The following is a 26,531-nucleotide window of genomic DNA, read 5'->3' as shown; positions in this document are numbered from 1 at the left end:
CATCTGTTACTTACTAGGCTTTTGTTAGAATAAAAAATAAGCTACACTAAAAATTAGTGTAGCTTAATAACATATTAACCTCAAAATTAAATTATTCTATGACAAAAATTCCTCTTCTACATTTGTAATTCTTCTAGCAGTAGGATCCCATTCTATGCGTTTACCCAATTTATAAGAAAGGGTAGCCATGTGAGCAGAAATTGCTTCTTCGAATCCTTCTTCTATACCACAACTTACAGGAGTTCCATTTCTAATGGCACTTAACCATTCTCTAATGTGTAAGTGAGTAGAGTCTACTCTTTTACCATCTCTGTAAGTGTACAGCAAACCTTTATTTGCAAAGTATTTTGCAGTGGCAGATGTTACACCATCAACTCCCTTCACACTCGGATCATAAGAGTACAATGGCACATCTGTATCAATTCTTTTCTGATCTATCATGTCATGATAGCGGGTAGATCTTGGATCTGCAAGAATGCTCAATCTGTCACCGATAAGTTCCATACTAGCATCGTGACCCATAAGAGCAGTGTTTCTTCCGTACTGATTACCCAATGTTGCACTATACATAAAAGTCATCCCTTTTTCTTTGCCTTTTTCTTGGCTACCACCAGTTGAATATTCAGGATATTCCATAACAACTTGGAAAACATCAGGCACCTCTCTGCCATCGCGGTGTGTATAAATACCTCCAGATGCCATTACTGAATTAGGAATACCCATTTTAAGAATACAATTGATTCTGTCATAATCGTGCGTTAGCAAGTCGCCAGAAAGACCGGTTCCATAAGGCCACCATTTTCTCCAACGGAAGAAATGTTCTGCATTAAATGGAATTTCAGGTGCATTTCCTAAGAATTGTTGCCAGTCGATTGTTTGTGGACTAGCTTTTTCGTGAATATTATATTGCCAAGCGCCATTGTCGTCATTACGGTTAGTATTTGCCTGAATAAGTGAAACATGTCCTAAAACTTGTTTCTTCATAATATCCATGGCAGTAAGAAAACTTTGGGTTTGGCGGTGCTGGTGACCTACCTGAAATATAATGCCTGACTGTTTTACTGCATCATATAAATCGAAAGTCTCAGCAATTTTATGAGTCATACATTTCTCAACATACACGTGCTTGCCTGCATTTGCAGCTGCTATAGAAATAGGAGCATGCCAGTGGTCTGGTGTAGCAATTATTACAGCGTCTATGTTAGGGCTTTCTACCATCTCTTGGTAGGTGCGATATCTTTTTGGTGTGTTTTTGTCGGTTGTAACTGTATCTAATGCTTCTTCTGCACGTACATCAAACAAATCACAAACACCTGTAAACTGAATATTTAAATTCTCTTGTTCTAAAAAGTCTTTTAAACGAGTATCGTTAGAGTTTTCTAAAGCAGACTTTTTCATGCTTTCTTTCCATTCTTTGGTAGCAAAGCCCGCTGCTTTTACAAGTTGTTTTCCGCGGATACCAAAACCGATAATACCTAATCTAATCGGATCACCAGCCAATGAACGACCGGCAGGTGGACGAGCCGCTTCAATATCCAATTCTTTTAAAATATTTTCTCTTTGTTCTTCGTCGTAATTTACTTTTTTAATTGTACTGAATGCGAAAGCGCCAAGTACAGGTACAGCAGCAAGGCCTTTTAAAAGATCTCTTCTGCCGCTTTTTTTATTTTTATTAGTTGCCATGATTGATTCAGTTTAGTGGTTAAACATTTTGCATTTCTTTTTCTACACGTATTTCCTCTTCGTCTACTGGTGCTTTAAAAATTAGCCTATCAAGACCAATTATTCTGCTTGTTGGGAAAGCAAAAAGCACTGCCAATGCAAAAATTTCAATTAGGTTTTTGTTTACAATCAGGTAACTGCCTTCTGCTGGGAGTGCATATTTAAGGCCGATTAAAGGTGGGTGAGAGAGGTAGTATAATGAAAGAAGTACTATACCTCCAATTGCTGCAGCTCTGCTAAATAAGCCAGTGATTAATCCAAGTCCGATAGCGATTAATCCCCAGATATTCAGTGTATTAATAATGTCTAAAGTTGCAGGATTAGTTGCCATTGAGTGGAACATATCTGCAAATATCCATTTAGAATCCATTAGAAAGCCACCTGCAGACCAGCTAGGATTAAGTGCTTTAATTACTCCTTCATAAAGAAAGTGCCAACCTATCATCATTCTAAGTATTACAAGCACAGAAACCTGAAAGTTACCGTACCGCAATTGGGTGTCATTCATTGTTTGTGTTTTCATATTTCATAAATTTTATAGTGTGGAAAGGCTGCTAGTAATTATTAAAGGGCTTGAAATTCCCTTTAAAATTCAGGAAGAGATGGTTGAAAAAAGATGACCATTATCATGATGGTCTGTGATTGTTATCAAAAGATAGGAAAAAGCGAATCACAAATCAATTCTACCTTAAAAAAGGGGAGTATTTAATGTCTGAAAAAAGAAAAACCGGCAGTAACTTGTGCGTTATGCCGGTTTAAATATTTATAAATTGAATAAATTAGTCTACCAGAAACCTTTTTAAGAGTCCGTCATAAGCTTCAATGCGGCGATCTCTAAAAAATGGCCAGATTCTTCTCACATCTTCACTGCGTTTCATATCGATTTCTACCAATATGTTTACTTCTTCGTTGTGTGGAGCTTCTACAACAATCTCGCCTTGCGGGCCAGATACAAAACTATTTCCCCAAAACTGAATACCTTTTGTAACTCCAGAGAAATCTTCTTCGAAACCTGTTCTATTTACGCTAATTAGTGGCAAGCCATTCGCCACACTATGTCCTCTTTGTGAGATAGTCCAAGCATCTAACTGTCTTTTCTTCTCAGCATCGGTATCGGTACTTTCCCAACCAATAGCAGTAGGGTAGATTAATAAATCTGCACCCGCCAAAGCCATTAACCTCGCAGCTTCTGGATACCACTGATCCCAACAAACCAAAAGACCTAATTTTCCTACAGATGTTTCTATAGGTTTAAATCCCATATCACCGGGTGTAAAATAAAACTTCTCATAATATGCCGGATCATCTGGGATATGCATTTTTCTGTATTTGCCAGCAATGTTACCATCTTTTTCGAAAACTACTGCTGTATTGTGGTAAACTCCCGGAGCTCGCTTTTCGAATAATGAAGTAACCAAAACAACACCTGTTTCTTTGGCAATTTGCCCAAACACTTCGGTTGATGGCCCAGGGATTGACTCTGCCATATCGAAACGGTCTACGTCTTCTGCTTGGCAAAAATAAACTCCTGTATGTAATTCTTGTAAAACAACCAGTTCAGCACCTTTTGCTGCTAGTTCTTTAATTCCATTTATAGATTTTTGTATGTTTTCTTCTCTATTTTCATTGCAGCTTTGCTGTACCAAACCCGCTTTTAGAATTTTTGCTTTACCCATCACTTTTATTTTTGATTCTATATTATTGCAAACTTATTTATTATGCATAATTAATTAATATGAAAATTGGTTTACTTTCAGATACGCATAGCTTTATTAATGATGATATGCTATCGTATTTTGAAAATTGTGATGAAATTTGGCATGCTGGTGATATTGGCGATGTAGAAGTAGCCCGAAAAATAAAGGGTTTTAAGCCATTTAAAGCAGTTTATGGGAATATCGACGATAATAACATAAGATCGGAGTTTCCCGAAGAGTTGTTCTTTAATTGCGCAGGTGTAAAAGTATATATCATACACATTGGCGGTTACCCTCCAAAATATACAAGGAAGCTAAAAGATAGACTAGATGAGCTCAAGCCAGATTTATTTATATGTGGCCATTCTCATATACTAAAAGTAATTCCAGATAAGAAAAGGAACCTATTACACATGAACCCAGGAGCTGCAGGTAATCATGGTTTCCACAAAGAAAAAACAATGCTCAGATTCGAAATTTTGAATGAAAAAATTACAAATCTTGAGTTAATTGAGCTTGGAAAAAGAGGAATTCTATAAAAAAACATACCCGAATAGTTTTCTATTCGGGTATATTACACATTGTGTAAAAAAAATATTTTTACAAATTCATGTATTAATCAGCCGAAGCTGAACAGGAATTAGTCTTTTTTAAATGATTCTTTAATTGCCTGAACGTCAATGTTTTTCAATACAGGCTTAGTATTAAGAAGCTTTATTTTAATATTTTTATTTTTAGCTCTTAATCTATTTTTAAGTGTTTTTCTTTTAAGAGTTATCGATGCCATTTCCTTTCAATTTTTTTGAGTTTGCAAATTTAAAATATTTGATTGATTATCGGAAAAAAAATCGTGAAATTATGCATTTCTTAAAATGATAATATATGAAGATAATTCCCTATATTTAAGCTTGATGACAATTTTGCTCCCATTATAGAGATAAATCATCTATTTTTTTATAACAAACATACTAAGATTTATTTTTGATGAGTATTCTAAAGTATCATAAGATTGATAGCCAACGATTCGGATTGGTTATCTATAGAGCTAGGTTAGAAGAGATTGATGCTACTTCACTGTTAAATCAGATATTGGAGAACAACGTTGATACTGCCATTATCAGGATTCCGACAGTTAACCTTTCTCAGTTGAACAGGTTAGAGAAAACTGCAATGCCTTTTATAGTTGCTGATACGCTAGCTTATTATACAAAGGACCTAACCAACAAGAAACCCCGAGAACTTCAGCACAAAGAGTTAACATTAAAGCGAGCAGGACAAGCAGATCACGAGGCATTAAATGCTATTGTAAAAGAAACCTTTGGAAGTTATGTGAACCACTACCGCATTAATCCATTTTTTGATAACCAAAGTGTAACAGAGGGTTATCAAGATTGGGTAAGGAGTTATGCAGAAGACAATGATGAAAGAATATGCTGGCTAGTAAAGCGTGGAGAAGAAGTGATCGGCTTTGCTACTTTTAATTTCCAGTCTGAAGGAAAGTGTAAGGGTATTCTTTATGGTGTATTACCAAGTGAAAGAGGAAAAGGTGTATTTAGAGATATTATGCGCTATGCAGAAAACTATGCAATGGAAAGGGAAGGGGTTACATCGATGCAAACAACTACACAGATAGAAAACATTGCAGTGCAAAAACTTTGGACCTCAGAAGATTATACATTAAGTAATACTTCTAACACTATCCACATCGATGCACTTTTAACTAAATCTGTATTTGATAACTTTACTGTACCGGTTACCATTCACGGTCACGATTCTGATACACCTAAAGTTTCTAATAGACATGTGTTAAAGCAGATTAACTGGCAGTTCGACTTTAAACAAAATATTATAACCAGAAACCACAGGTTTGTAAATATAGAGTACATGCATGTGGATGTGGAATATCAGTTACATTTCTCTTTCCCTACAGGTAGTAAAGGATTATTGAGAGTTACAGATAAAGAAGGCAAAACATATATGCTTGTTTATTTTGATCTGCGCCATTTTGTAGCGTAAATTAAGTGCAAATGAAGCATGTAAAAAGCCAATGATATTTTTAGTCATTGGCTTTTTTATTTAAATTAACCTCTAAATACTGGGCTTAGACTAGCTCTTGAATTACTTTAGATTCGTAAATTAAAACGTCTTCGATATTAGACTTTCCTTTTTGAGCCATGGCTTTGGCAACCTGTGAGCCTTCAATACCTTTGTATTTTTTGGGAATTAGAAAATCTAAATGTTTATAGACAAACTTGCCTACATCTTCACCAGTTCTCTGCTCTTCTCTGTCTCCAATTAATAAAGAAGGTCTAAAAATGTGTATACTCTTAAAAGGTATGGCCTTAATAGTGTTTTCAATTTCTCCTTTTACTCGATTGTAGTAAAACATCGAGTTGGCATCTGCACCAATAGCTGTAACTAATAAAAATTTCTCTACACCTAAAGCATGAGCCAGTTTGGCAAACTTTTCAACATATTCATAATCAACTTTATAAAAAGCTTCTTTAGAGCCTGCTTTCTTCATAGTTGTGCCTAAACAGCAAAAGGCAACATCTATTTCAGTTTCAATAGTAGTGTTAGACAAGGTGTCAAAATTTACAACCTGTTCGGTAACACCACTTACCTGATTGCTTTTTCTTCTTACAAGAGAAATTACTTTATCGTAATAATTATCTGAGGCCAGAATGCGGCATAATTCTTTACCAATTAAGCCAGTACCGCCAGCAACTAATGCATTTAATTTCTTTTCCATAGATCAAACTTATTCAGTTTTAATCGATTGGGCTACTACATTGTTTGTCCGAAAAGGAAATTGACTGAAAATTTCGTTAATTGTACTTTCAATTATTTGCTTAGTGTTTTTAGGTGCATCTATTATTACTCCTTCGGTACTACCTACCCACAAAGTTGCAGTTCCATCTGCATTTTCGATGTGGATGGTTAAAGTAGCTTTTTTAAACTGTTCTGCTTTTACCCTGTATTCTTCATCAAAATTATCTATAGTAGGCAATGGAGAGGTAATTACAGCTCTTTTGCTATCTACATTTATAAAATATTCTATTTGAATATCTCCGTTAGTCGAAATTTTATGCAACCCTCTGGCTGTTAGTTCTTGCTCAATAGCTTCTTTTACAAGCTGGCTATTGAAATCATTTGCGAATGTTACCTTATTGGCAATATTGTTTTCCTGCGTTGGAGACCAACTAAAAGTAGTAATTTGGCTAAAGTCATTATCATGATTGTAATGAGATTTTACCAATACTTTTTGGCTGCAAGCGCTAAACAATGCAATCAATAATAAGCATAGATAAGAAATTAGCTTTTTCATGACTTTTATCTTTGAGGCTACTATAATTTACGAAATTTTTGCCAGTTTTTCCGAAAAAAATGTCAGTAAAAAGTATGATTTATAGCATAATACGGCCTTGACTTTCTTTGTTGCAGGAAAACTTTCATATTTGCATGAACTCAATTTTTCAACATAAGAAAACAAAATGAATTTTAATCGAATTTTTATAGCAGCTCTTTTGATTTCAGGTATTACTGTAAGTTGTAACAACATGGGTGGTGCCGGAGGAAACGTGAGCATTAGCTCATCAATGGATTCTGTAAGTTATAGTGCTGGTGTAAGTATTGGCAATAATCTAAAACCCCAAACTGAAAAAGATAGCTTAAATATAGATGCATTATTAGCTGGATTGTCAGATGTTTTAAAAGGAAGTTCTGATTTAAAATTAACTGAAGAGCAGTGTAATCAGATTCTTCAAACTTATTCTATGAAAAAACAGCAAGAAATGGTTGCAGAAACACAAAAAGAAGCAACTACAAACCTTGAAAAAGGACAAGCATTTTTAGCTGAAAACGGTAAGAAAGATGGTGTAACTACTACAGATAGTGGTTTACAATACGAAGTAATTACAGAAGGTTCTGGCCCATCACCAGTAGCAACTGATATGGTAACAGTTCACTACCACGGTACTACTATCGACGGAACTGTATTCGACTCTTCAGTAGAAAAAGGAACACCTGCAACTTTCCCTCTAAATGGTGTGATCAAAGGATGGACAGAAGGTTTACAGTTAATGAAAACTGGTGCTAAATATAAATTCTATATTCCAGCAAACCTTGCTTATGGTTCTCAAAGAAGAAGCGAAGAAATTGGACCAAACGAAACATTAATTTTCGAAGTAGAATTACTTTCTGTTGGTGATGATAAATAATTTCAATTTAATTTAAAGTACTTAAATCCCGGTAATCCACCGGGATTTTTTTTTCGTGTAAACAGATTAGTACATCCTAATATAAAAGCTTAATTTTAGCGAATAAAACTAGCTGACATTTGCAGGAAACTTATCTGTCTTATGAATTTTTTAAAGTCCACTATCTCTTATCTATTAATTGTCTCTATATTATTCTCTGTTAACGCTTGCTATGTTTCTCAGACAAAGTCTAGCCCGAAAATAGTTGAAGGCTCTGGCCAACTTGTAAACAAGCATTACAATGTTGAAGTAAGTAGATCGCCATCGCGAGAGTCTGGTGAGTATAGTGCAAGAGCCTACTACCAACCAGAATACAAATACGATACACGTGTAGAAATAAGCAAAAAATATAAACACCCAAATATGGGAGCTATATTTTCCAGAATAATGCTGCCTATTGGAGTGGGTTATTACGCTTATACCGAAGCGCCCGATGGAAAAGTTTTTAGCAAAGAAACCCCTAACTGGATATGGATTACCATGGGTTTATGCACTGTTTGGATGTTTAGTTCTTTTGGTACCGGACAGCTAAACAAAATTAAATACAAACAACAGTATGAGCCCGGACCAGTAAAATATCAGAAAGAAGATGAAATTCCGCTTACAAATACTTCTGTTGATGTAATTGCTAACGATATTTCCATTCAATATCCGACTAATTCTTATGGAGAGCTAAGAGTAGATATTGGCGATTATAAATTACCTGCCTATCAATATCATCGCGATGTAAATTTCAATTTTTCCAACAATGGCAATCCTTTAGGTGAAATCAACCTAAATACAGAGTCGTTCATGAATACTTACACACGAATAAATGTGCCCTTTGCCGATATCAAAAGCAAAGATTTGAGTGCATCAAATACTGTAGGTAAAGCTTTGTTTGGAATGGAGAGCGAAATGCTTAATACAAATAGTGACGATTCTTGGAGTTATGTTTCTTTTGGTAAAAAACAAGGTTGGGTAGAAAACCTCAATCTGGAAAACTTTTATGCGATCGACTATAAGTTACAGACACCAGATGTAAACAAGAGTGTTTCTATGTATGTAGAAAAAATGCTGGAACCTTGGCAAGAGAAGGGACGCTACGAGAAACTTACAGATTATCAAACTCGTGTAAATGAAGTTTCTCGCAGAAAGAAAATTGAAGAATTTACAGCAGAAGGGATGAACCTGATTGCCACCACGTTTGTGGATATTGATAAAAGTTATGCAAAACTCGATTACGACACAGAAAGTGAAGTTTTTAGGATTCAATTTCCAGAATTGAATCCTATTTATGTTCCTGTGCCTATTAGAGAAGCTTCTCACTTTGAAACCAATTTCCAAGGTTCTACACTGAGTGATATAAAATATGCTTTTGATGGTTCTTCTTTCGCTATCAGTTATTTAGAAATTAGCAATTCTGAATATCCTCGCGAGTATGTTTACGATAGCAATAATCCTATTAATTTTAAAGCTTCCCGCATTGTTTACAACTTTAAACCTGTAGAGCTCAACTTACAAAAATTCGATTTTAATGAGTCTACTACAGAAACTTATGATGTAGTAGAAGTTGGCGTTTCTGATGTGGATACAGACATTCCTAAAACTGATCAAGTAAACAAGCATGCAATTGCAGTTGTAATTGGCAATAAAGATTACGCGAACCAAGATGTGCCTTCAGTCGATTATGCACTCAACGATGCACAAGCCATGAAGAAGTATCTTGTAAATGCATTTGGTTTTAAAGAAGAAAATATCTTGTATTTCGAGAATGCAACACAGGGTAATTTTAATAGTGTGTTTGGTTCAGAAAGTAATTACAAAGGCAGGTTATACGATTTGGTAATTCCAGATGAGTCTGATGTGTTTGTATTTTACTCTGGACATGGTGCGCCAGACTTAGATAGTAAAACAGGTTATTTCGTGCCAGTAGATTGTGATCCGGCTGCGGTTGCGTTAAATGGTTATTCTACTGAAGTGTTTTACAGAAATCTTTCTCAAATTCCTTATAAAAGCTTAACCGTTGTGTTAGATGCTTGTTTTAGTGGCGCATCTGAAAAAGGTATGTTGATTAGAAATGCTTCACCGATTTTTATTAATGCAGAAAATAAGGTGTTAAATGATGAAAAAAGTGTGGTAATTACTTCGTCAGAAGGAGATCAGATTTCTTCTTGGTATCCAGAAAAATATCACTCTTTAATGACTTACTACTTTTTAAAAGCTTTACAAGGGCAGGCAGACGAGAATAAAGATGGAGATATCTCTGTAATAGAAATAGGAGCATACTTAAAAGGAAATATCAGCCCGATGAGTCGTAGGTTACATAGAAGAGATCAAAACCCTCAAATAAATGGAATTGCCGATAAAGTGATTTTGAATCTTGAGAAAGATAAATAGAAAAGAGTTGTGAAAGCTGTTATGAAACTTATCATAACAGCTTTTTTTATTATTTCTTAAGCATGCCTTCTTCTTTCATCAGTCTCAATAAAACTCCATTAGACCAACCAAAACCATCTTGCAATGGATATTCTCCGCCACCAGCTTCATCTTCCGTACCAGAAACAATGTATTTCTCCACCATTTTGCCTGTTTTTTTATAAACCTTTTTGTTTAAGCTAATCCATCTTTGAGCAGCTTCTGAGGCCAAATCATCGTAACCATATTTTTTCAAGCCGGCATAAGCAATCCATTGCAATGGAGCCCAACCGTTTGGTGCATCCCATTGCTGACCACTTTCTGTAGTAGTGGTTAAAAAGCCTCCATCTTTTAAGAGTTTGGTTTCCAGAATTTCAGCAATTCTATCTGCTTCATCTTGTGCAGTTATGCCGAAAAACAAAGGATATGCACCAGCCATCGAGATAATTCCGGTAGATTTCTTTTCCATGAAATTATAGTCTATGTAATACCTTTTTCTAATATCGAAGCAGTATTTCATAAGAGAGGTTTTTCTTAATCTGGCTTTTTGTAAATATTGAATAGTCTTATTTTCGTCGCCTGCTACTATAGCAGCTCTGGCAATGGTATGTTCCAGATTATACAATAAGCAGTTTAGGTCAATGGGAATAATCTTTGTTGTTTGTATGCTAGATAAATCGGTGCCACTGGCGAGCCATCTGGTACTAAAATCCCAACCAGATTCGCAAGCAGCTCTCAAGTCTCTATAAAGTTGCTCTGCTTCTCTGCCAGAAGCTTGGGCAAGTTTGTAATCTTCTTTGTACGATTCTGGGCGAGGTTCAGCGTAATCATCCCAATAGCGGTTTAATACTGAGCCATCGGGCATGCGAACAACTCTTCTGTGAGCTACATTACTTTCAGAAAGGTCTGAGCTTCCTTCCATCCAAAAAGCATATTCCTTTTCTAAGAAAGGCAAGTATTTTTTGAGTACTTCATCGCCTTTGTCTTTGGCAAGTAAGCCAACCATTAAAGCATAAAATGGAGGTTGTGAACGGCCTTTGTAATAAGTTCTGTTTCCGTTGGGAATAAATCCTTGTGTTTCTATGAGATGAGAAAAGTTATCTACCATGTTTTGAATCATAGCTGTTTTGCCAGAAACCTGTAAACCCAACATTGTGAAATAACTATCCCAATAATATACCTCACCAAACCTACCACCCGGAACAATATAAGATTTTGGTAAGGGAATAAGTGAACCACCAGCTTCGTCGGGTTTTCTGGTAAGCACTGGCCACAAAGTATTAATATGTGCTTCTATACTTAAAGACGTGTCACTTTTATAACCGCTAGAAGGTTGCGGAGGAAGACTAAAATACTTCGATACAAATGTTTTGAGTACAAAGTTTTTCTTGTCTTTCTGCTTTTCGTATTGCTCCATAATTTCCTTTGCTGGTACTCTTGGTATACAATCGACAAAGGTTTTAGAATCTGGGAAAATGGCTTCGAGTTGGATTTGTTTAAACAGCTCACCATATGCTTTTTCTGGTGCTACCGGAGCAGTGGTAGCAGGTGGAACTTCTAGCGAAACTGATTGGGCAAATACTTGAGATACCGCCCAGAAACTTAAAAATATAAATGAATAAAATGTGCGTTTGTAATTGATGTGTTTACTTTCCATCTTCAAATAAATAGGTTGTTAGACAATGTGTAGACCACCTAAACCCTACAGGTTTTATGGTTGCTTATCGAGATTTAATGGGCTAATTTATATGGAATTCTATTAACTCCTGCCAAAGTAAAAAAACTATTTGTGTCTCTAAAATTCCATTAGGAGATAAATCAATTTCAAAGACTAATGTTTTGCCGAGCTTAAGGTTTATATCAAATACTTAGTTTTTTCCCTCTATGAATTCATAGATTTTTTTTCTCTAGGTTTTTCAGGTACAACTATATAAAAGGGTTCATGTAGTTTTGATGCAAGAAGTCAACTTGAAAATACAGCGATTTAGGGGTTGAGTTTTCTTGCTAAAAATCAAGAAGCTTTAGCCTAATTTAAAGTGTTGTTCACCTCTTAATCCAATCATTAATATACTCAAAAGCAACTGTGAAAGCATTGCGCTGAAAATCCATACAAGCATAGAATACTAAACCTGAGGGTACATACTCTTAACATCTATCATTTCAAATTAGTAAAGCACAATTAAAATGAAAAATCAATTATTATTATCAATCATGGCCTTATTTGTATGTGTAAATCTTGGCTATGCTCAAACCACTTCTACCAATTTTGCCAACCAAGGTAGAGACTGGTTTATAAGTAAAAACACTGGTTCGGGTCAAATGGGTACAAAAGAGCAGCCAGCAAAAGATATGGGTAACATTATCCATCACTTAAAGCCAAACGACCGAATCCACATAGCAGAAGGAGTTTATTTGAGTAAAGGTTCTAGAGGAGCAGATGAGATAAACGTGCCTGTTAAAATTTACGGTGGTTACAACACCAGCTTTACAGAAAGAGACCCTTGGGATAAGCATAAAACGATTCTTACAGGTACAAACGAGTACATGAAGTCTACAAATCCTCGTCTTTATATTCGTACAGATCAGCAGCGTGAAAGTAATGGACAAAAGTCGACAGGTTCAGAAATTGTGATTGATGGTGTGATTATAGACAATGGACCAAGAAACAGATACCACGAAAATAAAGGCTTAGCAATCCGCAGGAAAGGTAGCCCAACTGAACAGAAAAACCCATCTCCAGAATCAGGCGGAATTGTAATTGTGGGTAGCAAATACACAAATATTACAGTACAAAACTGTGTGGTAATGAATACTGCACCAACTCAAGGAGCTATCTCTTTACAAGTTTTTGAAGGTGGAAAAGGACTTATTCAAAACAACTTTAGCATCAATAACACGGGTTATGGTATTTATGCTAAAACTGGTTACATGGGAACCGACCCAAGCAAACTGCCTAGCTTCCAGATTAAAAACAATACTGTGCTCTTTACTTGGAAACACGATGCCATTGCTTCTTATGGTGGAGATGCTATGGCGTTTGATCAAAACTTAGTGGCTACAGTTCAAAACAATGCTTTGGCTTATGGCCATATGGGCGGTATTTACAGCAAAGGCGCTAAACTTACTTTGATAAACAACTTATTCGCTGGAAACAGCAAGTACGATTACAAAGAAGTAAATGATAAAATGGCAGTAGCTGATATGGTAGACGAAGCAATGCATTTAGACCCAAGCAGCACTGGTAACAAAGGCATGCTAATTAAAATACCTGTGGCAAAAAGATGGGCAGAAATTTATGCAGATCGCAAAGAGATAAGCAGAGCAGATGTTGATGCAGCAGTAACAGTTCCAAATACAGGAGCGAATCAGTTAAGAAGTATTTTCGGATTAAATGTACAAGGGACGGGAGTTGCAATGGATGCAGAGATTTTTCTTCCACTTATTACTGTAGAAGAGGCTTTACCTGCAGGTCTATATCCATGGGAAGGCATGGGTTGTAACATCCCGAAACAAGCAGCAAAATGATGATAGGATGTTAAGCATATTCTAATTGAAAAGAACCGCCTGTTTAGGCGGTTTTTTTTGTTTTAGAGTTAACTACTTTATCAAATATAACTAGTATTTAAAACAGCCTAAAAACAATGCGCATCCGGTATGTTTTGACCGAAACAACTCTGCCTAAGGTTTTGAGTTTTTTAATCTAGTATTGCCTAAGTATTTCTCCTATTTATAATATCTATTACCTTAATAATTTGGTGCAAATGTGTTACTGAGGAGAATGAGGATTGTTTTTTGTGTTTGTTTGACGGGAAATAGCAAAGAATAATTTCTGCAAAAAACTAAGTATTTAACTTACCAGAAATCATAGATTTTATTTCAATAGGTGATTTAAGTGATATCTATATAATGAATAAAAATTAGCTTAGCCATATAAGATTTTAACATTCACTTTGAACAAATCGGCAATGAAAAAAAAAGCATTATTCTCAATTCTAACACTTGGATTTTTAATTACAGTTGGAGTTTTATCTGGCTTTAAAGATGTTTCTGAACCACTTAAAACAGTAAAACTCAGAAAAGTATCGAAACTAAAGTTAGGAGCAAAAGGAGGTAGAGTATTAAAAAAATACTTCCCAAATCTTAAAATGGAAGGAGACATGGCCTTACCACCAAATGGCTATACATTTTACTTTAGTAAGGTTAATGAGAGAAATGGTTTAATCTTTATTGCAGATAAAGTAGTAGCTGCTGAGGTAGGTGATTCAATGGAAGTTTATGAACCTCAATGGGCTAAAATTGGTGTTGCAGGTAATTTGTGGATGGTGTGTTCTTGTGGAAGTAATGTAATGGCTTCTTCAGGAGATGGTTGCCAGTGGAATGATACTAATAAATCTTGCGATGGTAACTGTTCTCAAGGTAATCTAGGTAAAAAATGTGGTGTAACCACTATCGATATGGAAACTGGTACCATTCATTATACAATGACTGAGTAACGTCTTAATTGATGCCTCTTAAAGAGGCATCTAACACTGATCTTCACATATCTACAAGTCAAGTAACTCTCTAATAATTAATACAATAAAAGAATTTGTTTTAATCCGCTTAATTATTCAAAATAACAAATCATCATGAAAAGAATACTACTTTTAATTGCAATGGTAGGAGCTTTGTTCTCTTGCGTTTCAGAAAACGAACAAAAAGGCTTAGACAAAATTGCAAATCATTATAATGTAAAAACTTCTTACACTAAAGGTTTTAAAACCAATGCTGGTGAGAAAAATACTATTTTCACTATTAAAGTGGGAGATAGCGAAATGATAGATACTATGCAACATGCTTTGGTGTCATCAAACATTGCATTAATGCTTTACGAAAGTTTTACGCCAGAGGAGAGGTCAGAATATAGTTATTTGGAAGTGAAATTTGATAAAGATAGTGCAAAAGAAGATGGCTCTTTTTATGAACCTGCTCTACTTGCAGATGGCTTAGACCAAGCGGTAATTTTCTCTAATTTTTCAGATAATCTTTTAACTAAAAATTACGAAGCCATTGTAAATAATTTAAAGCCCGAATATAAGTCACCACAACTGGCTAACAACTTATCTAATTTTATGGCCAATTTAAGTAATCAACATGGTGAAGTAATTGACTACAAGAGAGTTGGATTTGGTATTTCTAATGGTGGTAGTCTATTTCATTATTCAGGTCACCTCAAGTTTCGTGATGGTTTTGTTAAGTCTTATTTCTTAACAGCTTCTAAGCAACCAAGCGAAGATTACATAATGGGTTATAATTTAGAATAGAACATCCATAATAGGACAACAAAGATTAAGCAGTGTCATAATAAGCTGGTCTAAGTATATTTCTTTAATAGAATTATTTGTACAAAACTTAGCGTAGTTATAATTATGATACTGTTTTATTGATTTTTAACCTCAAAAAAGCCTTCATAACTAAGCCCATATTTATGGTTAAAATCAAATAATTATGAATTATTGGGCTATATCTCTATTAGATTTCCTCTTCTTCCCCCACGAAGGCAAAAAATTCGATTAAAATGTTAATTTAGCACATGTACAAATAATTCTACATGTGAATAGACCTAATACTATTGTATTAGTAGTAGTTTTTTGCGCTTTGTTCTTTGGTAATTATAAAAGAATACAGGCCCAGGATAACATCGATAGCCTTAAAAATGTAATTGCCAATCATCCAGATGATACAAGTAAGATCGGGCTGTACCATGACTTAATAAAATTACTACTAAAAGCTAACAAGCAATCAGACATGCTGAAGATGGCTGAGGAGGGTTTGGCATTGTCCCAAAAATTAGAATATCCTCATGGCATCATCAAAATGACCTTGTCCAACGCCTTAGCATTGGATATTTCAGGTAACCCCGACAAGGCAATTGCACTCTATAATAAAGGATTAAAACTTGCCAAAAAAGAAAATGATAAAGCACTTGAGGCAAGGTTCTATCTAGATATGGGTGTAAGCTACTATTTTGCAGGTGATTTAGATTTGTCGCTTAAACACTACCTCCTCGCATATGACCTCAGCGAACACCTCGGGAAAAGTTACCTTTCAAGACTCCTTAATAATATAGGAGTTGTTTACAGAATACAAGAGAAGTATGATCGAGCAGTAGAGATATACGCTAAATCTTATGAACTAAAACAAGGGCTCAAAGACAGTCTCGGAATGGCTACTAGTCTGATGAATATTGGTTTGGTTTACTATAGGATGGAAGAAAAGCAAGATAAGGCGATCGACTATATCGAGCAAAGTAAGCAACTGTATAGAGAATTGAATCGACCAGACGAAGTAGCAAGTTGTAACACCTCCTTGGCGGTTGTTTATCTAGATCAAGATAATATTCCCAAAGCAAAAGAAGAGCTTAAAAAGGCATGGGCTTTTTATGAAGAAAATGTGAGTGAAGAGTATTCTGCAGCCACTTTAAGCCAGTTAGCTGATATTGCCACAAAAGAAAATGACTATGTCTTAGCGGAAGACTATCTCGTAAAAGCTTTAGAGTTAGTTACAAGGTTTGGGCAAAAAAAGAATCAGAAAGAAATTTTATATGCTTTAGGTGATATTAAAAATCACCTAGGTAAAGAAGAGGAGGCTTACAGTTTTTTAAAAAGAGCATATGCCTTAAATGATACATTAAATGAATCTGCCCGCCTCGAAGCGATGGAAGAAATGCAGGCTAAGTTTGATGTTAAAGAAAAGGAAAATGAATTAGAAATTAGTGAACTTAAATTGAGTGAGCGAACACTCGAAAGAGACATATTTTTATTAGGAGCAGCAGCCTTCGCAATTTTTGCGTTCACCATGTTCTTTTTTCTTAGAAATAGGATTCGATCTAATAAAAAGATAGCATTACAGACAGAAAAGATACAATCGCAAACCATAATAGAATTGCAACAACAAAACAAGCTTTTAGCACTCAATAGCATGATTGAAGGGCAAGAAGCAGAACGTTTGCGAATAGCCAAAGATCTACACGACAGTTTAGGAGGTTTGCTAAGCACAGTAAAGGCACATTTTACAAGTATTCGGGATGAGGTAAAAGAGCTTGAAACACTCACCATTACAGAGAAAACCAACGATTTAATAGATGTAGCCTGTGTGGAAGTAAGGCGTATTTCTCATAATATGATTCCCCATGCGCTTTCAATTTCTGGTCTTCCAAGTGCATTGGAAGATATTGCAGAAAGTCTTGTAACAGAAGGCTATAAGGTTGATCTGGATATTTTAGATTTTCCAGATAACATCAATGTGACCAAGCAAGCCATGATTTACCGCTTGGTACAAGAAGCTATTTCTAACATAAGAAAGTATGCACTGGCAAAAACAATCTTTATCCAACTGTTTAACACAGGCAAAGGTTTAGGGCTAATTATTGAAGACGATGGTATCGGCTTCGATTACGAAAAGGCCATTGCATCAGGAGGATTAGGTTTACAAAGTATTAATAGTCGAGTGGAGTTTTTAGATGGAGAAATAGACTGGGATACAAGCCCAGAAAGAGGAACAACTATCACCATTACCATTGCAAATTTATGATTAAAGTATTTATTGTCGACGACCATCAAATGGTTATAGAAGGGTTAAAACTGTTATTACAAGACGAAGCGCAAATTACTGTAGTTGGCAATGCAATGTGTGCAGAAGATGGAGAAGAAGGTATTGCACAATCGAACCCAGATGTGGTGATTTTAGATATTAATATGCCGGGTATAAATGGCATAGATGCCTGTAAAAAGTTTATTAAAAAATGGCCTGAGCTAAAAATACTTGCTTTAACCATGCATAAAGAAAGTAGCTTGATTAAGATGATGTTAGGGAATGGTGCTAAAGGATATATTTTAAAAAATGCTGGTAAAGATGAATTAACCCAAGCCATCCATACAGTAAGTAGTGGCAAAATGTATTTGGATGATCTAACCAACGAGATTGTAATTAAAGCAATGGCAGATGGTAATAAGGTAAAAAAGTCTAATGGTTTATTTCCTAAACTTTCGCGTAGAGAAAAAGAAGTGCTAAAGCTTATTTTAGATGAATGTACCACTCAGGAAATTGCAGATAAGCTCTTTATTAGCTTTGGAACTGTAGAAACCCATCGAAGAAATATGCTTATAAAAACTGGTACGCGTAACACAGCGGGTTTAGTAAAAATCGCCATGGAGTTTGAATTGTATAAGTAGTTTTAATTCCTCATTACCTCTTTAGTAAAGGCTTAAGCACCATCCAAATAAATTATTTACTGCTTATGTTTTTATGGTTGCTTATTGTGGGTTAAGTGGATAATTTATATTGAATTATAATTACTCCTCCCATGATAAAAAACTATTTACTAATCTCTCTTAGGAATCTGTTAAGGCATAAATCATTTTCAACAATTAATGTGTTGGGCTTAGCCACTGGTTTGGCTTGTTGTCTGTTAATTTTACAATATGTGCATTATGAGTTGTCTTATGATAAATACAACGATAAAGTTGATCGCATTTACCGCGTGCGATACGACAACTGGCAAAATGGCAGAAAAACCTTTGAATGTGCTGCTGCTGTGCCAGCAGCCGGACCAGCATTAAAAAATAACTTCCCAGAAGTTCAAGCGTTTGCGCGTCTGTTTCCGGTGAGTGGGGTAATGCAAAGAAAAACACCAAAAGGAGATTTAATTTCTTTTAGAGAAGAGAAGCTACAAATCGCCGATCCATCAGTATTTAAAATTTTTACTTTACCACTTGTAAGAGGCGATGAAGATAAAGTGTTAGAAGGAGCAAACCAAGTTGTAATTAGTGAATCTGCTGCCAAAAAATATTTCAAAGATACAGACCCCATTGGTGAAACTATTACTTTTTGGGGCACTTGGGATTTAGAAGTAACCGGAGTAATGAAAGATGTGCCAGATAACTCTCACATCAAATTCGATTTTTTAATCTCATTTTCTACAATTCTAAAACAATGGGGAGAAGATTTAGAAACCTCGTGGGGTTGGTATGATTACAATACTTATGTACTGCTAGACGATCAATCTAAACTAAATGCTGTACAAGAAAAATGGGACGATTGGTTAGCTAACGAAAGGAAAGCAGAATGGGAAAAATACAATAGCAAGCAAGCTTTTATTCTCGAGCCAATTGCAGATATACATCTATATTCTAATCTGTTGCAAGAGTCTGAACCAGACGAACAGGGCGACGGAGACATGGTTTATTTCCTTTCGTTGATAGCAGTATTTATTCTCATAATTGCGTGGGTAAATTATATCAACTTATCTACAGCTAGAGCTGTAGACAGAGCCAACGAGGTAGGGGTTAGAAAAGCACTAGGGGCGAGGCGACCTCAACTAATGAAACAGTTTATGTTGGAGTCTTTTATACTCAATGGCTTTGCATCCTTTATAGCACTTTTATTAGTCTTTATAAGTCTTCCATATTTTAGTGATCTCACAGGCAGACCATTAGCATTATCGCTTACAGATCAAATGTGGTTTTGGCTAACACTACTCGGATTAATGGTTACAGGAAGTTTGCTTTCTGGTATTTATCCTTCTTTGGTGCTTTCATCATTTCAACCTGTTACAGTGCTTAAAGGTAAGTTGAGAAATACAACCAGAGGTATACTGTTAAGAAAAGGTTTAGTTGTTTTTCAGTTTGTGGCTTCTGTTTTACTAATCGCTGGCACTATGGTGGTGTACCAACAGATTAACCATATGCTCAATCAAGATTTAGGGTTTAATATGGAGCAAACACTTGTACTAAGAGGACCTGGTGTTTACGAAGATTCTCTGTATTCTAATAACTTCGAAAGTTTTAAAAATGAACTGCTCAGCGAAGCTTCCATTAGCCAAGTAACATCTTCGTCTAATGTGCCGGGAGATGAAATTTTCTGGACGAGAGGTATTAAGCGCTTGCATGGTGGCCCTGAGTCTTATACAACTTCTTATGTTGTAGGAATGGATTACGACTATGTAGATGCCTATGAAATTAAAGTGCTTGCAGGGAGAAACTTTTCTAGAGATTTTACTAGCGACAGAGAAGCTGCTGTAATTATAAATAAGTCGGCAAGTAAAGTATTGGAGTTTGAATCGCCAGAAGCAGCAATTAACGAAGAAGTAGTTTTTGCCGGTGATACCATGAAAGTCGTTGGTGTGTTAGACGATTACCATCAAATGTCATTAAAAAATATACAACAGCCTATGGTGTTTAGGTTGACACCTACCAACGATTCTTATTACTCCATAAAAGTACAAACGGCTGGTATTTCTTCTACACTAGGTAGAATACAGGAAAGATGGAATCAGGTATTTCCGGGTAATCCATACGAATACTTTTTTCTAGATGAGTTTTTTAACAGGCAATATCAATCAGAACAAAGGTTTGGAAGGGTATTTACAATTTTTTCTGGATTAGCAATCTTTATAGCAGGACTAGGTTTGTTTGGGCTTTCATCTTTTACAGCCAGACAGCGCACTAAAGAAATAGGTGTAAGAAAGGTTTTGGGGTCTTCTGTAAAAGGGATTTTTGTGTTGTTATCTGGTAGTTTTATGAAACTAGTTTTAGTAGCTAACCTCATTGCATGGCCACTTTGTTGGTTGGTAATGGAGCAATGGCTTACATTATTTCCAAATAGAATTTCAATATCGTGGTGGGTGTTTCCATTAGCAGGTATTTTAGTATTGTTAATATCAATCATCACAGTGAGTTATCAGACTATAAGAGCAGCAACAGCCAACCCGGTAGATGCGCTTAAATATGAGTGATAATGAAATATTAACCAATGTTTTAAGGGGCGCAAGCCCTTTTTTTATTGATTTTGTGTTTAATTTTGCAGCAAACCACAATGCCACGTTTTAGTTTTTTCAAATTAAAATTGATAAAAGATAAATTCTGAAATCTTATCTAAAAACCAACAATATTATTAAAGCGTGGTTTACTTTGCATATGAATTACGCCAGATTGCTTATCGCTATATTGCTATTATATTCCTGTAATGAGAAACAGGAAGAATTAATTATAGATGCTCAATTAGGAGATGTCTTTTATGATGAGTTTAAGAATGAAGTTTTGATTGAAGGAGATATTTCTGCAGCAACTCTTTATAGTATAGAAGGCTCCAAAGTGAAAGTACAAGATATAGATATCGAAAAGTTTGGCCATGCTATTTTCGAAAGTTCTACAGAAGAAGAACTTCCTACTTCGCTAGAAAATACGCTAGCCACTACAGAATATACAACAACCAGTGATAAAACTTTTATAAGCACTTTCGAAAGTCTCAGTAGTAATACAACCTATTATGTAAGAACATATATTGAGACAATAGATGGAGGCTTTAACTTTAGTAATGAAGCTTCTTTTACCCCAAGTAATGAAACCAAAGTAAACTATTGGGACAGTCAAAGTATATCTTTTGAAGGACAAGCAAGGGTAAATGTTGTGGGTTTTGGTCTTGGCGATTTGGCATTTGTAGGTACAGGTTACACAGCGAGTTTTTTTAGCAGTACCAATTACAAAGATTTTTGGCAATATAATACAGGAACAGGAAGCTGGTCTGAAGTAAATAGTGTTCCCGAAAACTTCTCAGGTAGACATCAGGCAACAGCATTTTCTATTGAAAACGACGCTTATATAGGTCTAGGAATTAGTTCTTCAGGTTATACGACAAATCTTAGCAGTGTAAGCAGTTTAAATGATTTATGGAAGTTTACACCATCGAGTAACAGTTGGTCTGAACTAACCCCTTACCAAGGAGAGTCTACTGCAGATTTAGTAGTAGCAGTTACAAATGGAAAAGCTTATTTGGGTTTAGGTAAAAAATATGATACTGATGGAAATTCAGAATTGATAAATGAATTTTACGAGTTTGATCCTAGTAGTAATTCATGGAGCCAAAAAGCAGATTTTCCATACGATTTGAGAGAAGGAGGAGTAACTTTTGCTATAGGGAATAAAGTATACTATGGTTTTGGAAGAAGTGAAATTGAGGGACCATTTATAGGTGAAGGATATACTTACTACTCCGATTTTTATGAATACGATACGGAAAGCGATTCTTGGGCGCAGCTTACAGATTTGTCTAATGAGCTAAGAAGAGCTGATGCAGGTGGATTTAGTGTAGCAGATAATGGATATATTATAGGAGGATATAATACAGTAAGCTCAACAATTAATGAGTTTAACGATTTACTTAAATATGATCCGGTTGAAGATAGTTGGGAAGAAATAGCACAATATCCGGGAGATGCCAGACATTCTCCAGCAATTGCCGTATTAGATGATAGAGTATTGGTGGGAACTGGGAGCTACAGAACTTCTGTTTATAGTTCTTCGTCTACTCCTATTTCATCAATCTATTTTTATTATCCTTTTTTAGCTGATAATTAACCAGATATGCACCAACTTAAAAATATTATCGCTTTGCTATTGCTTATTAGTGGGTTTCAAAGCTATGGGCAAACCGAATTAACTGAGAAAGATAAAAACATCATTCAATATGATGCAACTATTTTTATTAATGAACTAGAAGTATTGCTCAATACTTTAAGCTCACCTACACTCAGCAGATTCGAAAGAGACGAAATTATCAAAAATAGTTTTTCGGGTTCTGTAAACCAGATTTTTCAAAATGCCCAAGTGGTGATTGAAGACGATATTAATCCTGAAAACTTATATAAAACTAAAGAGCAGGATTTAGCAGTTGAAAGATACCTGAAAGACCTCGATTTGTTTTACTCAAAGAGTGATTCTGCTACTATCCATTTTTCTAATGCAATGGCTTCACCAGTTAAGCAGAAAGCTTATATCTACGTAGAAGTTTATTTTAAAAGCAGGTTTACAGGTTCACATACAATCTCGAGCAAACCATATAAAACAACAGAAAGAGTAGCTACTATTATTGCCACGAAAAAAAGCGATAGCTGGGAAATGAAAATTGCCAGTATTGTTTATTACAATGCAAAAGAGCATCCATTTGTAGAAGAAGCAAGAGCAGAAGTGCTCAAGAAAAAAGAGGACGAAAATGCAAAAACTAATGAAGAGAATAATAGCATTAAGGTTATTCCTACAATTACAGTAAATGAAGATGCTGAAAAAAATAATTCTCTTTCAAATGTTCAAGTGGCTCCTTTCTTAGGGGTAGCTTCAAACATTGGATTAACTATTGGAGCAAAAGGGCGATATATGTTTTTAGAGAACTTAGGTGTGCAAGCTGGGTTAAATTATTTTTTGCCCACAAAAGATGATCATGCTAATAATATATCTTCCGAAGAGAGTGGTTGGGAGTTAGAATTAAATGGCGTTTATACATTTAACACTACTTTACCAATCAATTTTTATGCTTTTGCAGGTTTAAACCTAATGAGGAATAGAGCAAGTTTTAGCTTTACAGAAGCTAATACAGAAGAAACTACTACTTCAATTCCAGATGATAAAAGAAGTACTAGCTTTGGCCTAAATCTGGGTGGTGGAGTTGACTACCCAATTACTGAAAAGATTATTCCATTTGCTGAGCTTAAGTACTTTTTAGGAGATCAGTCTGTAATTGGTATCGGGCTTAGAATTAAGTTAGATTAGTTCGATTCAATTATATCGACCACATCATCTAAAAACAATTTCACCCACTTATTATACATAGCACCAGAAGGGTGTAAACCATCATCTGCAACCAGAGAAGTGTCGTAATCTGCTTCTCTGGAAATTGGAGTAATGTTAAAATATTTTATCTGGTACTTATTGCAAATAGTTTCCGCTATTTGGTTGTACTCATCAATTTCTTTGGCAATTTTCTCTTTGTCTGAAGAAGCTGCAAAAGGAGTTGCACTATAATCTGGAATAGAAACCACAAATACTTTGCTTGCATCATTTCCAGCAAACTCAATAGCCGTTTGTAAGAGTTCTTTAAACTCCTTTTCATATTGAGCGATGGCATAACCTCTATATTGATTATTTACACCGATTAGGAGTGATGCAATAGAAAATGTATCAGTAATCTTTTCACCTTTTATTGCTACTTGTAGTTCATCTGTTGTCCATCCTGTTCGGGCAATTATTTTAGGTTCACCCAAATCATAAGCTCTGTTTATAAGACTATCTGCCAGAATCACCGGCCAGCGCTCCTTCACCTTCACACTTTCACCAATTGTATAAGAATCTCCTAAAGCAAGGTAACTCAATTTAGTGGTGTCGGTAGTTTCAGGTGTTTGTTCTTCTGGAATATTTTCTGGAACAGGGTTTAACATAGCAGTTTCTTTCTGGTTACATGAATATATCGAGAATGAAATTAATAAGTAGGTTAATAAACTTTTCATAAGAAATGACTGTATGTAATGATATTATTTCCAATTTGTGATTAACATTAATTGCAAAATATGCTTTGGTAAAATATAACTGCTGCCATTTCTTATGGTTTAAATAGAGGCATATTCACCGGATTTAAGTAAAATTTGTGAATTATTTTTTACTGAATTTGTTATGCATGCATACTTTTTTTGTTATTTTTACATCTATAGTGTAAGTAGTATTACTATAAAAACTCCTGTCTTTTAGACAGTTCTCAAAAATTACCTTAAAATAAAAATAAACAATATGAAAATCTTAGTTTGTATTAGCCACGTGCCAGACACAACCACCAAAATTAAATTTAAAGAGAATAAATTAGATGAGGATGGTGTGTCATTCATTATTGGCCCTTATGATGATTATGCATTGGCAAGAGCAATCGAAATAAAGAATGATACCAATGGTACAGTAACAGTTTTAAATGTTGGAACAGCAGTTACTGAACCTACTTTAAGAAAAGCATTGGCAATTGGTGCAGACGATGCAATTAGAGTGGATGCAGAGCCAACTGATGCTTTGTTTGTAGCTGAGCAAATTACAGCTATAGCCAAAGAAAATGGCTATGATTTGATATTGATGGGTAGAGAGTCTAGCGATTTTAATGGTGGACTTGTTCATGGTATGGTAGGAGAAATGCTAGGTTGGCCATCAATAGCACCATGTATGAAATTAGAATTAGATGGAACAACAGCTACTTTGGCAAGAGAGATTGAAGGTGGTAAAGAAACTTTGGAAGTAAGCCTTCCATTTGTGGCTGGTTGCCAAGAGCCAATTGCCGAATGGAAAATACCTAACATGCGTGGTATTATGATGGCAAGAAAAAAGCCTTTAAATGTAGTTCAACCAGTAGGAGTGGATGATGTGACAGAATACAAGTCTTTTGAACTGCCAGCTGAAAAAGCAGGATGTAAACTAGTAGATGCTGATAATTTAGATGAGTTGGTTTCTTTGTTGAAAAACGAAGCTAAAGTGCTGTAATTGGCTTTTACTTATTCCTTAACTAATTATTCAATCTGAAAAAGAAATTAAAAATATGTCAGTATTAGTATTTGTAGAATCGGACAATGGCAGTATAAAAAGCTCTTCTCACGAGGCTGTAGTATATGCAAAAGAACTTGGAGCAGGTGAGGTTACAGCAGTAGCTGTAGGGAGCATTAGTGCCGACGAATTAGCAGACTTAGGTAAATATGGCGCTGCAAAAGTGCTTCATGCTGCTGATGAAAAACTGAATGACAATGTTATAATGGCGACTGCAACAATTATTGCGGCAGCAGCTTCTCAAGCAGATGCTTCTATTGTTGTTATGGCTCGCTCGTCACTAGTTGATGCAGTAGCTGCAAGAGTAGCAATTAAAACTGGTGCTAGCGTAGCAACAAACGTAGTAGCACTACCAGATACAAGTGCAGGTTTTGTAGTAAAAAGAGGGGTTTATACTGGTAAAGCTTTCGCAAATGTATCATTACCAAGTGATAAGAAAGTAATTACAATTGCAAAGAATACAGTATCGGTTGAGCCAGCAGAAGGAACAGCAACAGTAGAAGCATTTTCTGCTGATTTTGGTGAGAAAGATTTTGCAACTTCAAGAAAAGATGTGAAAAAAGCCGAAGGTGATATTTTATTACCAGAAGCAGATCGCGTAGTTTCTGCTGGTAGAGGTTTAAAAGGTCCTGAAAACTGGGGAATGATAGAAGATTTGGCAAAAACTTTAGGTGCTGCTACAGCATGCTCTAAGCCAGTATCTGATATGGAATGGAGACCTCACCACGAGCACGTAGGCCAAACCGGTATCAAAATTAGCCCAACTTTATATATCGCTGTAGGTATCTCGGGAGCCATCCAACATTTGGCTGGTGTAAACTCATCTAAGGTAATTGTAGTAGTAAACAAAGACCCAGAAGCTCCGTTTTTTAAAGCGGCTGATTATGGTGTAGTTGGGGATGCATTTGATGTGATACCAAGATTGAACGAAGCGCTAAAAAAAGTGTTATAATATTGTGATTCTGACAGATCACTAAAGGCCCGGTGGAAAGTTGCCCCGGGCTTTTTTTATACACAATTTTCAAAATTTTTAGAGTTGCTAATAATAGGACATAAACGCTTATAATAAT

Annotated in this window: 22 protein-coding genes; 14 read left to right on the top strand and 8 right to left on the bottom strand. The window is 35.5% G+C overall.

All coding sequences use genetic code 11. The annotated features are described in order from the left end of the window. Positions 1-96: 96 nt before the first annotated feature. From OQ292_RS03805 to OQ292_RS03795, 3 genes are all read right to left on the bottom strand, one after another. On the bottom strand, positions 97-1,683 hold the full coding sequence (locus OQ292_RS03805; protein ID WP_284684719.1) for a Gfo/Idh/MocA family protein: 1,587 nt from the start codon (positions 1,681-1,683) through the stop codon (positions 97-99). A gap of 19 nt (positions 1,684-1,702) precedes the next feature. Continuing rightward, positions 1,703-2,245 (bottom strand): DoxX family membrane protein, encoded by a 543-nt coding sequence (locus OQ292_RS03800; protein WP_284684718.1) that lies wholly within the window; start codon positions 2,243-2,245, stop codon positions 1,703-1,705. 256 nt (positions 2,246-2,501) lie between these two features. After that, complete coding sequence (locus OQ292_RS03795; RefSeq protein WP_284684717.1) at positions 2,502-3,398, bottom strand: carbon-nitrogen hydrolase; 897 nt, start codon at positions 3,396-3,398, stop codon at positions 2,502-2,504. Between the two features lie 59 nt (positions 3,399-3,457). On the opposite strand from OQ292_RS03795, the gene OQ292_RS03790 reads away from it, so the two are divergent. Continuing rightward, entirely contained in the window at positions 3,458-3,958 is a 501-nt protein-coding gene (locus OQ292_RS03790) for a metallophosphoesterase family protein (protein WP_284684716.1), read from the top strand. Positions 3,959-4,059: 101 nt separating this feature from the next. Here OQ292_RS03790 and OQ292_RS03785 read toward each other — a convergent pair whose 3' ends face one another. Further along, the gene (locus tag OQ292_RS03785) at positions 4,060-4,206 is read right to left on the bottom strand and encodes a hypothetical protein (protein WP_284684715.1); all 147 of its coding nucleotides are present in this window, start codon (positions 4,204-4,206) and stop codon (positions 4,060-4,062) included. A gap of 197 nt (positions 4,207-4,403) precedes the next feature. Here OQ292_RS03785 and OQ292_RS03780 point away from each other — a divergent pair, with 197 nt between their 5' ends. Further along, on the top strand, positions 4,404-5,435 hold the full coding sequence (locus tag OQ292_RS03780; RefSeq protein WP_284684714.1) for a GNAT family N-acetyltransferase: 1,032 nt from the start codon (positions 4,404-4,406) through the stop codon (positions 5,433-5,435). Positions 5,436-5,520: 85 nt separating this feature from the next. Here the strand turns inward: OQ292_RS03780 and OQ292_RS03775 are convergent, their stop codons facing one another. Next, on the bottom strand, positions 5,521-6,171 hold the full coding sequence (locus OQ292_RS03775; RefSeq protein WP_284684713.1) for an oxidoreductase: 651 nt from the start codon (positions 6,169-6,171) through the stop codon (positions 5,521-5,523). 9 nt (positions 6,172-6,180) lie between these two features. Next, the gene (locus tag OQ292_RS03770) at positions 6,181-6,747 is read right to left on the bottom strand and encodes a DUF4136 domain-containing protein (RefSeq protein ID WP_284684712.1); all 567 of its coding nucleotides are present in this window, start codon (positions 6,745-6,747) and stop codon (positions 6,181-6,183) included. 166 nt (positions 6,748-6,913) lie between these two features. On the opposite strand from OQ292_RS03770, the gene bamJ reads away from it, so the two are divergent. Both bamJ and OQ292_RS03760 read left to right on the top strand, forming a co-directional pair. Next, entirely contained in the window at positions 6,914-7,639 is a 726-nt protein-coding gene (gene bamJ / locus OQ292_RS03765; protein ID WP_284684711.1) for a BamJ family beta-barrel-assembly machinery protein, read from the top strand. 141 nt (positions 7,640-7,780) lie between these two features. Next, complete coding sequence (locus tag OQ292_RS03760) at positions 7,781-10,057, top strand: caspase family protein (protein ID WP_284684710.1); 2,277 nt, start codon at positions 7,781-7,783, stop codon at positions 10,055-10,057. Between the two features lie 49 nt (positions 10,058-10,106). On the opposite strand, the gene treF is transcribed toward OQ292_RS03760, so the two are convergent. After that, positions 10,107-11,732 (bottom strand): alpha,alpha-trehalase TreF, encoded by a 1,626-nt coding sequence (treF, locus tag OQ292_RS03755; RefSeq protein ID WP_284684709.1) that lies wholly within the window; start codon positions 11,730-11,732, stop codon positions 10,107-10,109. Positions 11,733-12,259: 527 nt separating this feature from the next. Here treF and OQ292_RS03750 point away from each other — a divergent pair. From OQ292_RS03750 to OQ292_RS03715, 8 genes are all read left to right on the top strand, one after another. Next, complete coding sequence (locus OQ292_RS03750) at positions 12,260-13,600, top strand: NosD domain-containing protein (RefSeq protein WP_284684708.1); 1,341 nt, start codon at positions 12,260-12,262, stop codon at positions 13,598-13,600. Positions 13,601-14,040: 440 nt separating this feature from the next. Then, entirely contained in the window at positions 14,041-14,568 is a 528-nt protein-coding gene (locus tag OQ292_RS03745) for a hypothetical protein (RefSeq protein WP_284684707.1), read from the top strand. A 135-nt stretch (positions 14,569-14,703) separates the two neighbouring features. After that, positions 14,704-15,378, top strand: a complete 675-nt coding sequence (locus OQ292_RS03740) for a hypothetical protein (protein ID WP_284684706.1) — start codon at positions 14,704-14,706, stop codon at positions 15,376-15,378. Positions 15,379-15,667: 289 nt separating this feature from the next. Further along, positions 15,668-17,647, top strand: coding sequence for a tetratricopeptide repeat-containing sensor histidine kinase (locus OQ292_RS03735; protein WP_284684705.1), 1,980 nt, complete (start codon positions 15,668-15,670; stop codon positions 17,645-17,647). Beyond that, on the top strand, positions 17,644-18,288 hold the full coding sequence (locus OQ292_RS03730; RefSeq protein WP_284684704.1) for a response regulator: 645 nt from the start codon (positions 17,644-17,646) through the stop codon (positions 18,286-18,288). The genes OQ292_RS03735 and OQ292_RS03730 overlap by 4 nt, the downstream gene beginning before the upstream one ends. A gap of 131 nt (positions 18,289-18,419) precedes the next feature. Next, the gene (locus tag OQ292_RS03725; RefSeq protein WP_284684703.1) at positions 18,420-20,849 is read left to right on the top strand and encodes an ABC transporter permease; all 2,430 of its coding nucleotides are present in this window, start codon (positions 18,420-18,422) and stop codon (positions 20,847-20,849) included. Positions 20,850-21,024: 175 nt separating this feature from the next. Next, positions 21,025-22,470, top strand: a complete 1,446-nt coding sequence (locus OQ292_RS03720; protein ID WP_489686926.1) for a Kelch repeat-containing protein — start codon at positions 21,025-21,027, stop codon at positions 22,468-22,470. Between the two features lie 6 nt (positions 22,471-22,476). Continuing rightward, positions 22,477-23,658, top strand: coding sequence for an outer membrane protein (locus OQ292_RS03715; RefSeq protein WP_284684702.1), 1,182 nt, complete (start codon positions 22,477-22,479; stop codon positions 23,656-23,658). Here OQ292_RS03715 and OQ292_RS03710 read toward each other — a convergent pair. Beyond that, the gene (locus tag OQ292_RS03710; RefSeq protein WP_284684701.1) at positions 23,655-24,392 is read right to left on the bottom strand and encodes an SGNH/GDSL hydrolase family protein; all 738 of its coding nucleotides are present in this window, start codon (positions 24,390-24,392) and stop codon (positions 23,655-23,657) included. The two genes, OQ292_RS03715 and OQ292_RS03710, sit on opposite strands and share 4 nt — an antisense overlap. A gap of 277 nt (positions 24,393-24,669) precedes the next feature. On the opposite strand from OQ292_RS03710, the gene OQ292_RS03705 reads away from it, so the two are divergent. Together OQ292_RS03705 and OQ292_RS03700 are read left to right on the top strand one after the other, a co-directional pair. Further along, positions 24,670-25,401, top strand: a complete 732-nt coding sequence (locus OQ292_RS03705) for an electron transfer flavoprotein subunit beta/FixA family protein (protein ID WP_284684700.1) — start codon at positions 24,670-24,672, stop codon at positions 25,399-25,401. Between the two features lie 55 nt (positions 25,402-25,456). Then, positions 25,457-26,413, top strand: coding sequence for an electron transfer flavoprotein subunit alpha/FixB family protein (locus OQ292_RS03700; RefSeq protein ID WP_284684699.1), 957 nt, complete (start codon positions 25,457-25,459; stop codon positions 26,411-26,413). The last annotated feature ends 118 nt before the right edge of the window (positions 26,414-26,531 follow it).

It is taken from the genome of Chondrinema litorale (assembly GCF_026250525.1).
In the GTDB taxonomy this organism is placed as follows: Bacteria; Bacteroidota; Bacteroidia; order Cytophagales; family Flammeovirgaceae; genus Chondrinema; species Chondrinema litorale.
Note: the sequence above shows the minus strand (reverse complement) of the source record. Positions and strands in the feature narration are given on the sequence as shown.

Coding starts and splice junctions, on each gene's coding strand:
- bamJ (WP_284684711.1), top strand. CDS start 6,914: ATGAATTTTAATCGAATTTTTATAGCAGCTCTTTTGATTTCAGGTATT.
- OQ292_RS03760 (WP_284684710.1), top strand. CDS start 7,781: ATGAATTTTTTAAAGTCCACTATCTCTTATCTATTAATTGTCTCTATA.
- OQ292_RS03785 (WP_284684715.1), bottom strand. CDS start 4,206: ATGGCATCGATAACTCTTAAAAGAAAAACACTTAAAAATAGATTAAGA.
- OQ292_RS03800 (WP_284684718.1), bottom strand. CDS start 2,245: ATGAAAACACAAACAATGAATGACACCCAATTGCGGTACGGTAACTTT.
- OQ292_RS03705 (WP_284684700.1), top strand. CDS start 24,670: ATGAAAATCTTAGTTTGTATTAGCCACGTGCCAGACACAACCACCAAA.
- OQ292_RS03790 (WP_284684716.1), top strand. CDS start 3,458: ATGAAAATTGGTTTACTTTCAGATACGCATAGCTTTATTAATGATGAT.
- OQ292_RS03740 (WP_284684706.1), top strand. CDS start 14,704: ATGAAAAGAATACTACTTTTAATTGCAATGGTAGGAGCTTTGTTCTCT.
- OQ292_RS03770 (WP_284684712.1), bottom strand. CDS start 6,747: ATGAAAAAGCTAATTTCTTATCTATGCTTATTATTGATTGCATTGTTT.
- OQ292_RS03780 (WP_284684714.1), top strand. CDS start 4,404: ATGAGTATTCTAAAGTATCATAAGATTGATAGCCAACGATTCGGATTG.
- OQ292_RS03775 (WP_284684713.1), bottom strand. CDS start 6,171: ATGGAAAAGAAATTAAATGCATTAGTTGCTGGCGGTACTGGCTTAATT.
- OQ292_RS03745 (WP_284684707.1), top strand. CDS start 14,041: ATGAAAAAAAAAGCATTATTCTCAATTCTAACACTTGGATTTTTAATT.
- treF (WP_284684709.1), bottom strand. CDS start 11,732: ATGGAAAGTAAACACATCAATTACAAACGCACATTTTATTCATTTATA.
- OQ292_RS03795 (WP_284684717.1), bottom strand. CDS start 3,398: ATGGGTAAAGCAAAAATTCTAAAAGCGGGTTTGGTACAGCAAAGCTGC.
- OQ292_RS03725 (WP_284684703.1), top strand. CDS start 18,420: ATGATAAAAAACTATTTACTAATCTCTCTTAGGAATCTGTTAAGGCAT.
- OQ292_RS03750 (WP_284684708.1), top strand. CDS start 12,260: ATGAAAAATCAATTATTATTATCAATCATGGCCTTATTTGTATGTGTA.
- OQ292_RS03805 (WP_284684719.1), bottom strand. CDS start 1,683: ATGGCAACTAATAAAAATAAAAAAAGCGGCAGAAGAGATCTTTTAAAA.
- OQ292_RS03715 (WP_284684702.1), top strand. CDS start 22,477: ATGCACCAACTTAAAAATATTATCGCTTTGCTATTGCTTATTAGTGGG.
- OQ292_RS03710 (WP_284684701.1), bottom strand. CDS start 24,392: ATGAAAAGTTTATTAACCTACTTATTAATTTCATTCTCGATATATTCA.
- OQ292_RS03700 (WP_284684699.1), top strand. CDS start 25,457: ATGTCAGTATTAGTATTTGTAGAATCGGACAATGGCAGTATAAAAAGC.
- OQ292_RS03730 (WP_284684704.1), top strand. CDS start 17,644: ATGATTAAAGTATTTATTGTCGACGACCATCAAATGGTTATAGAAGGG.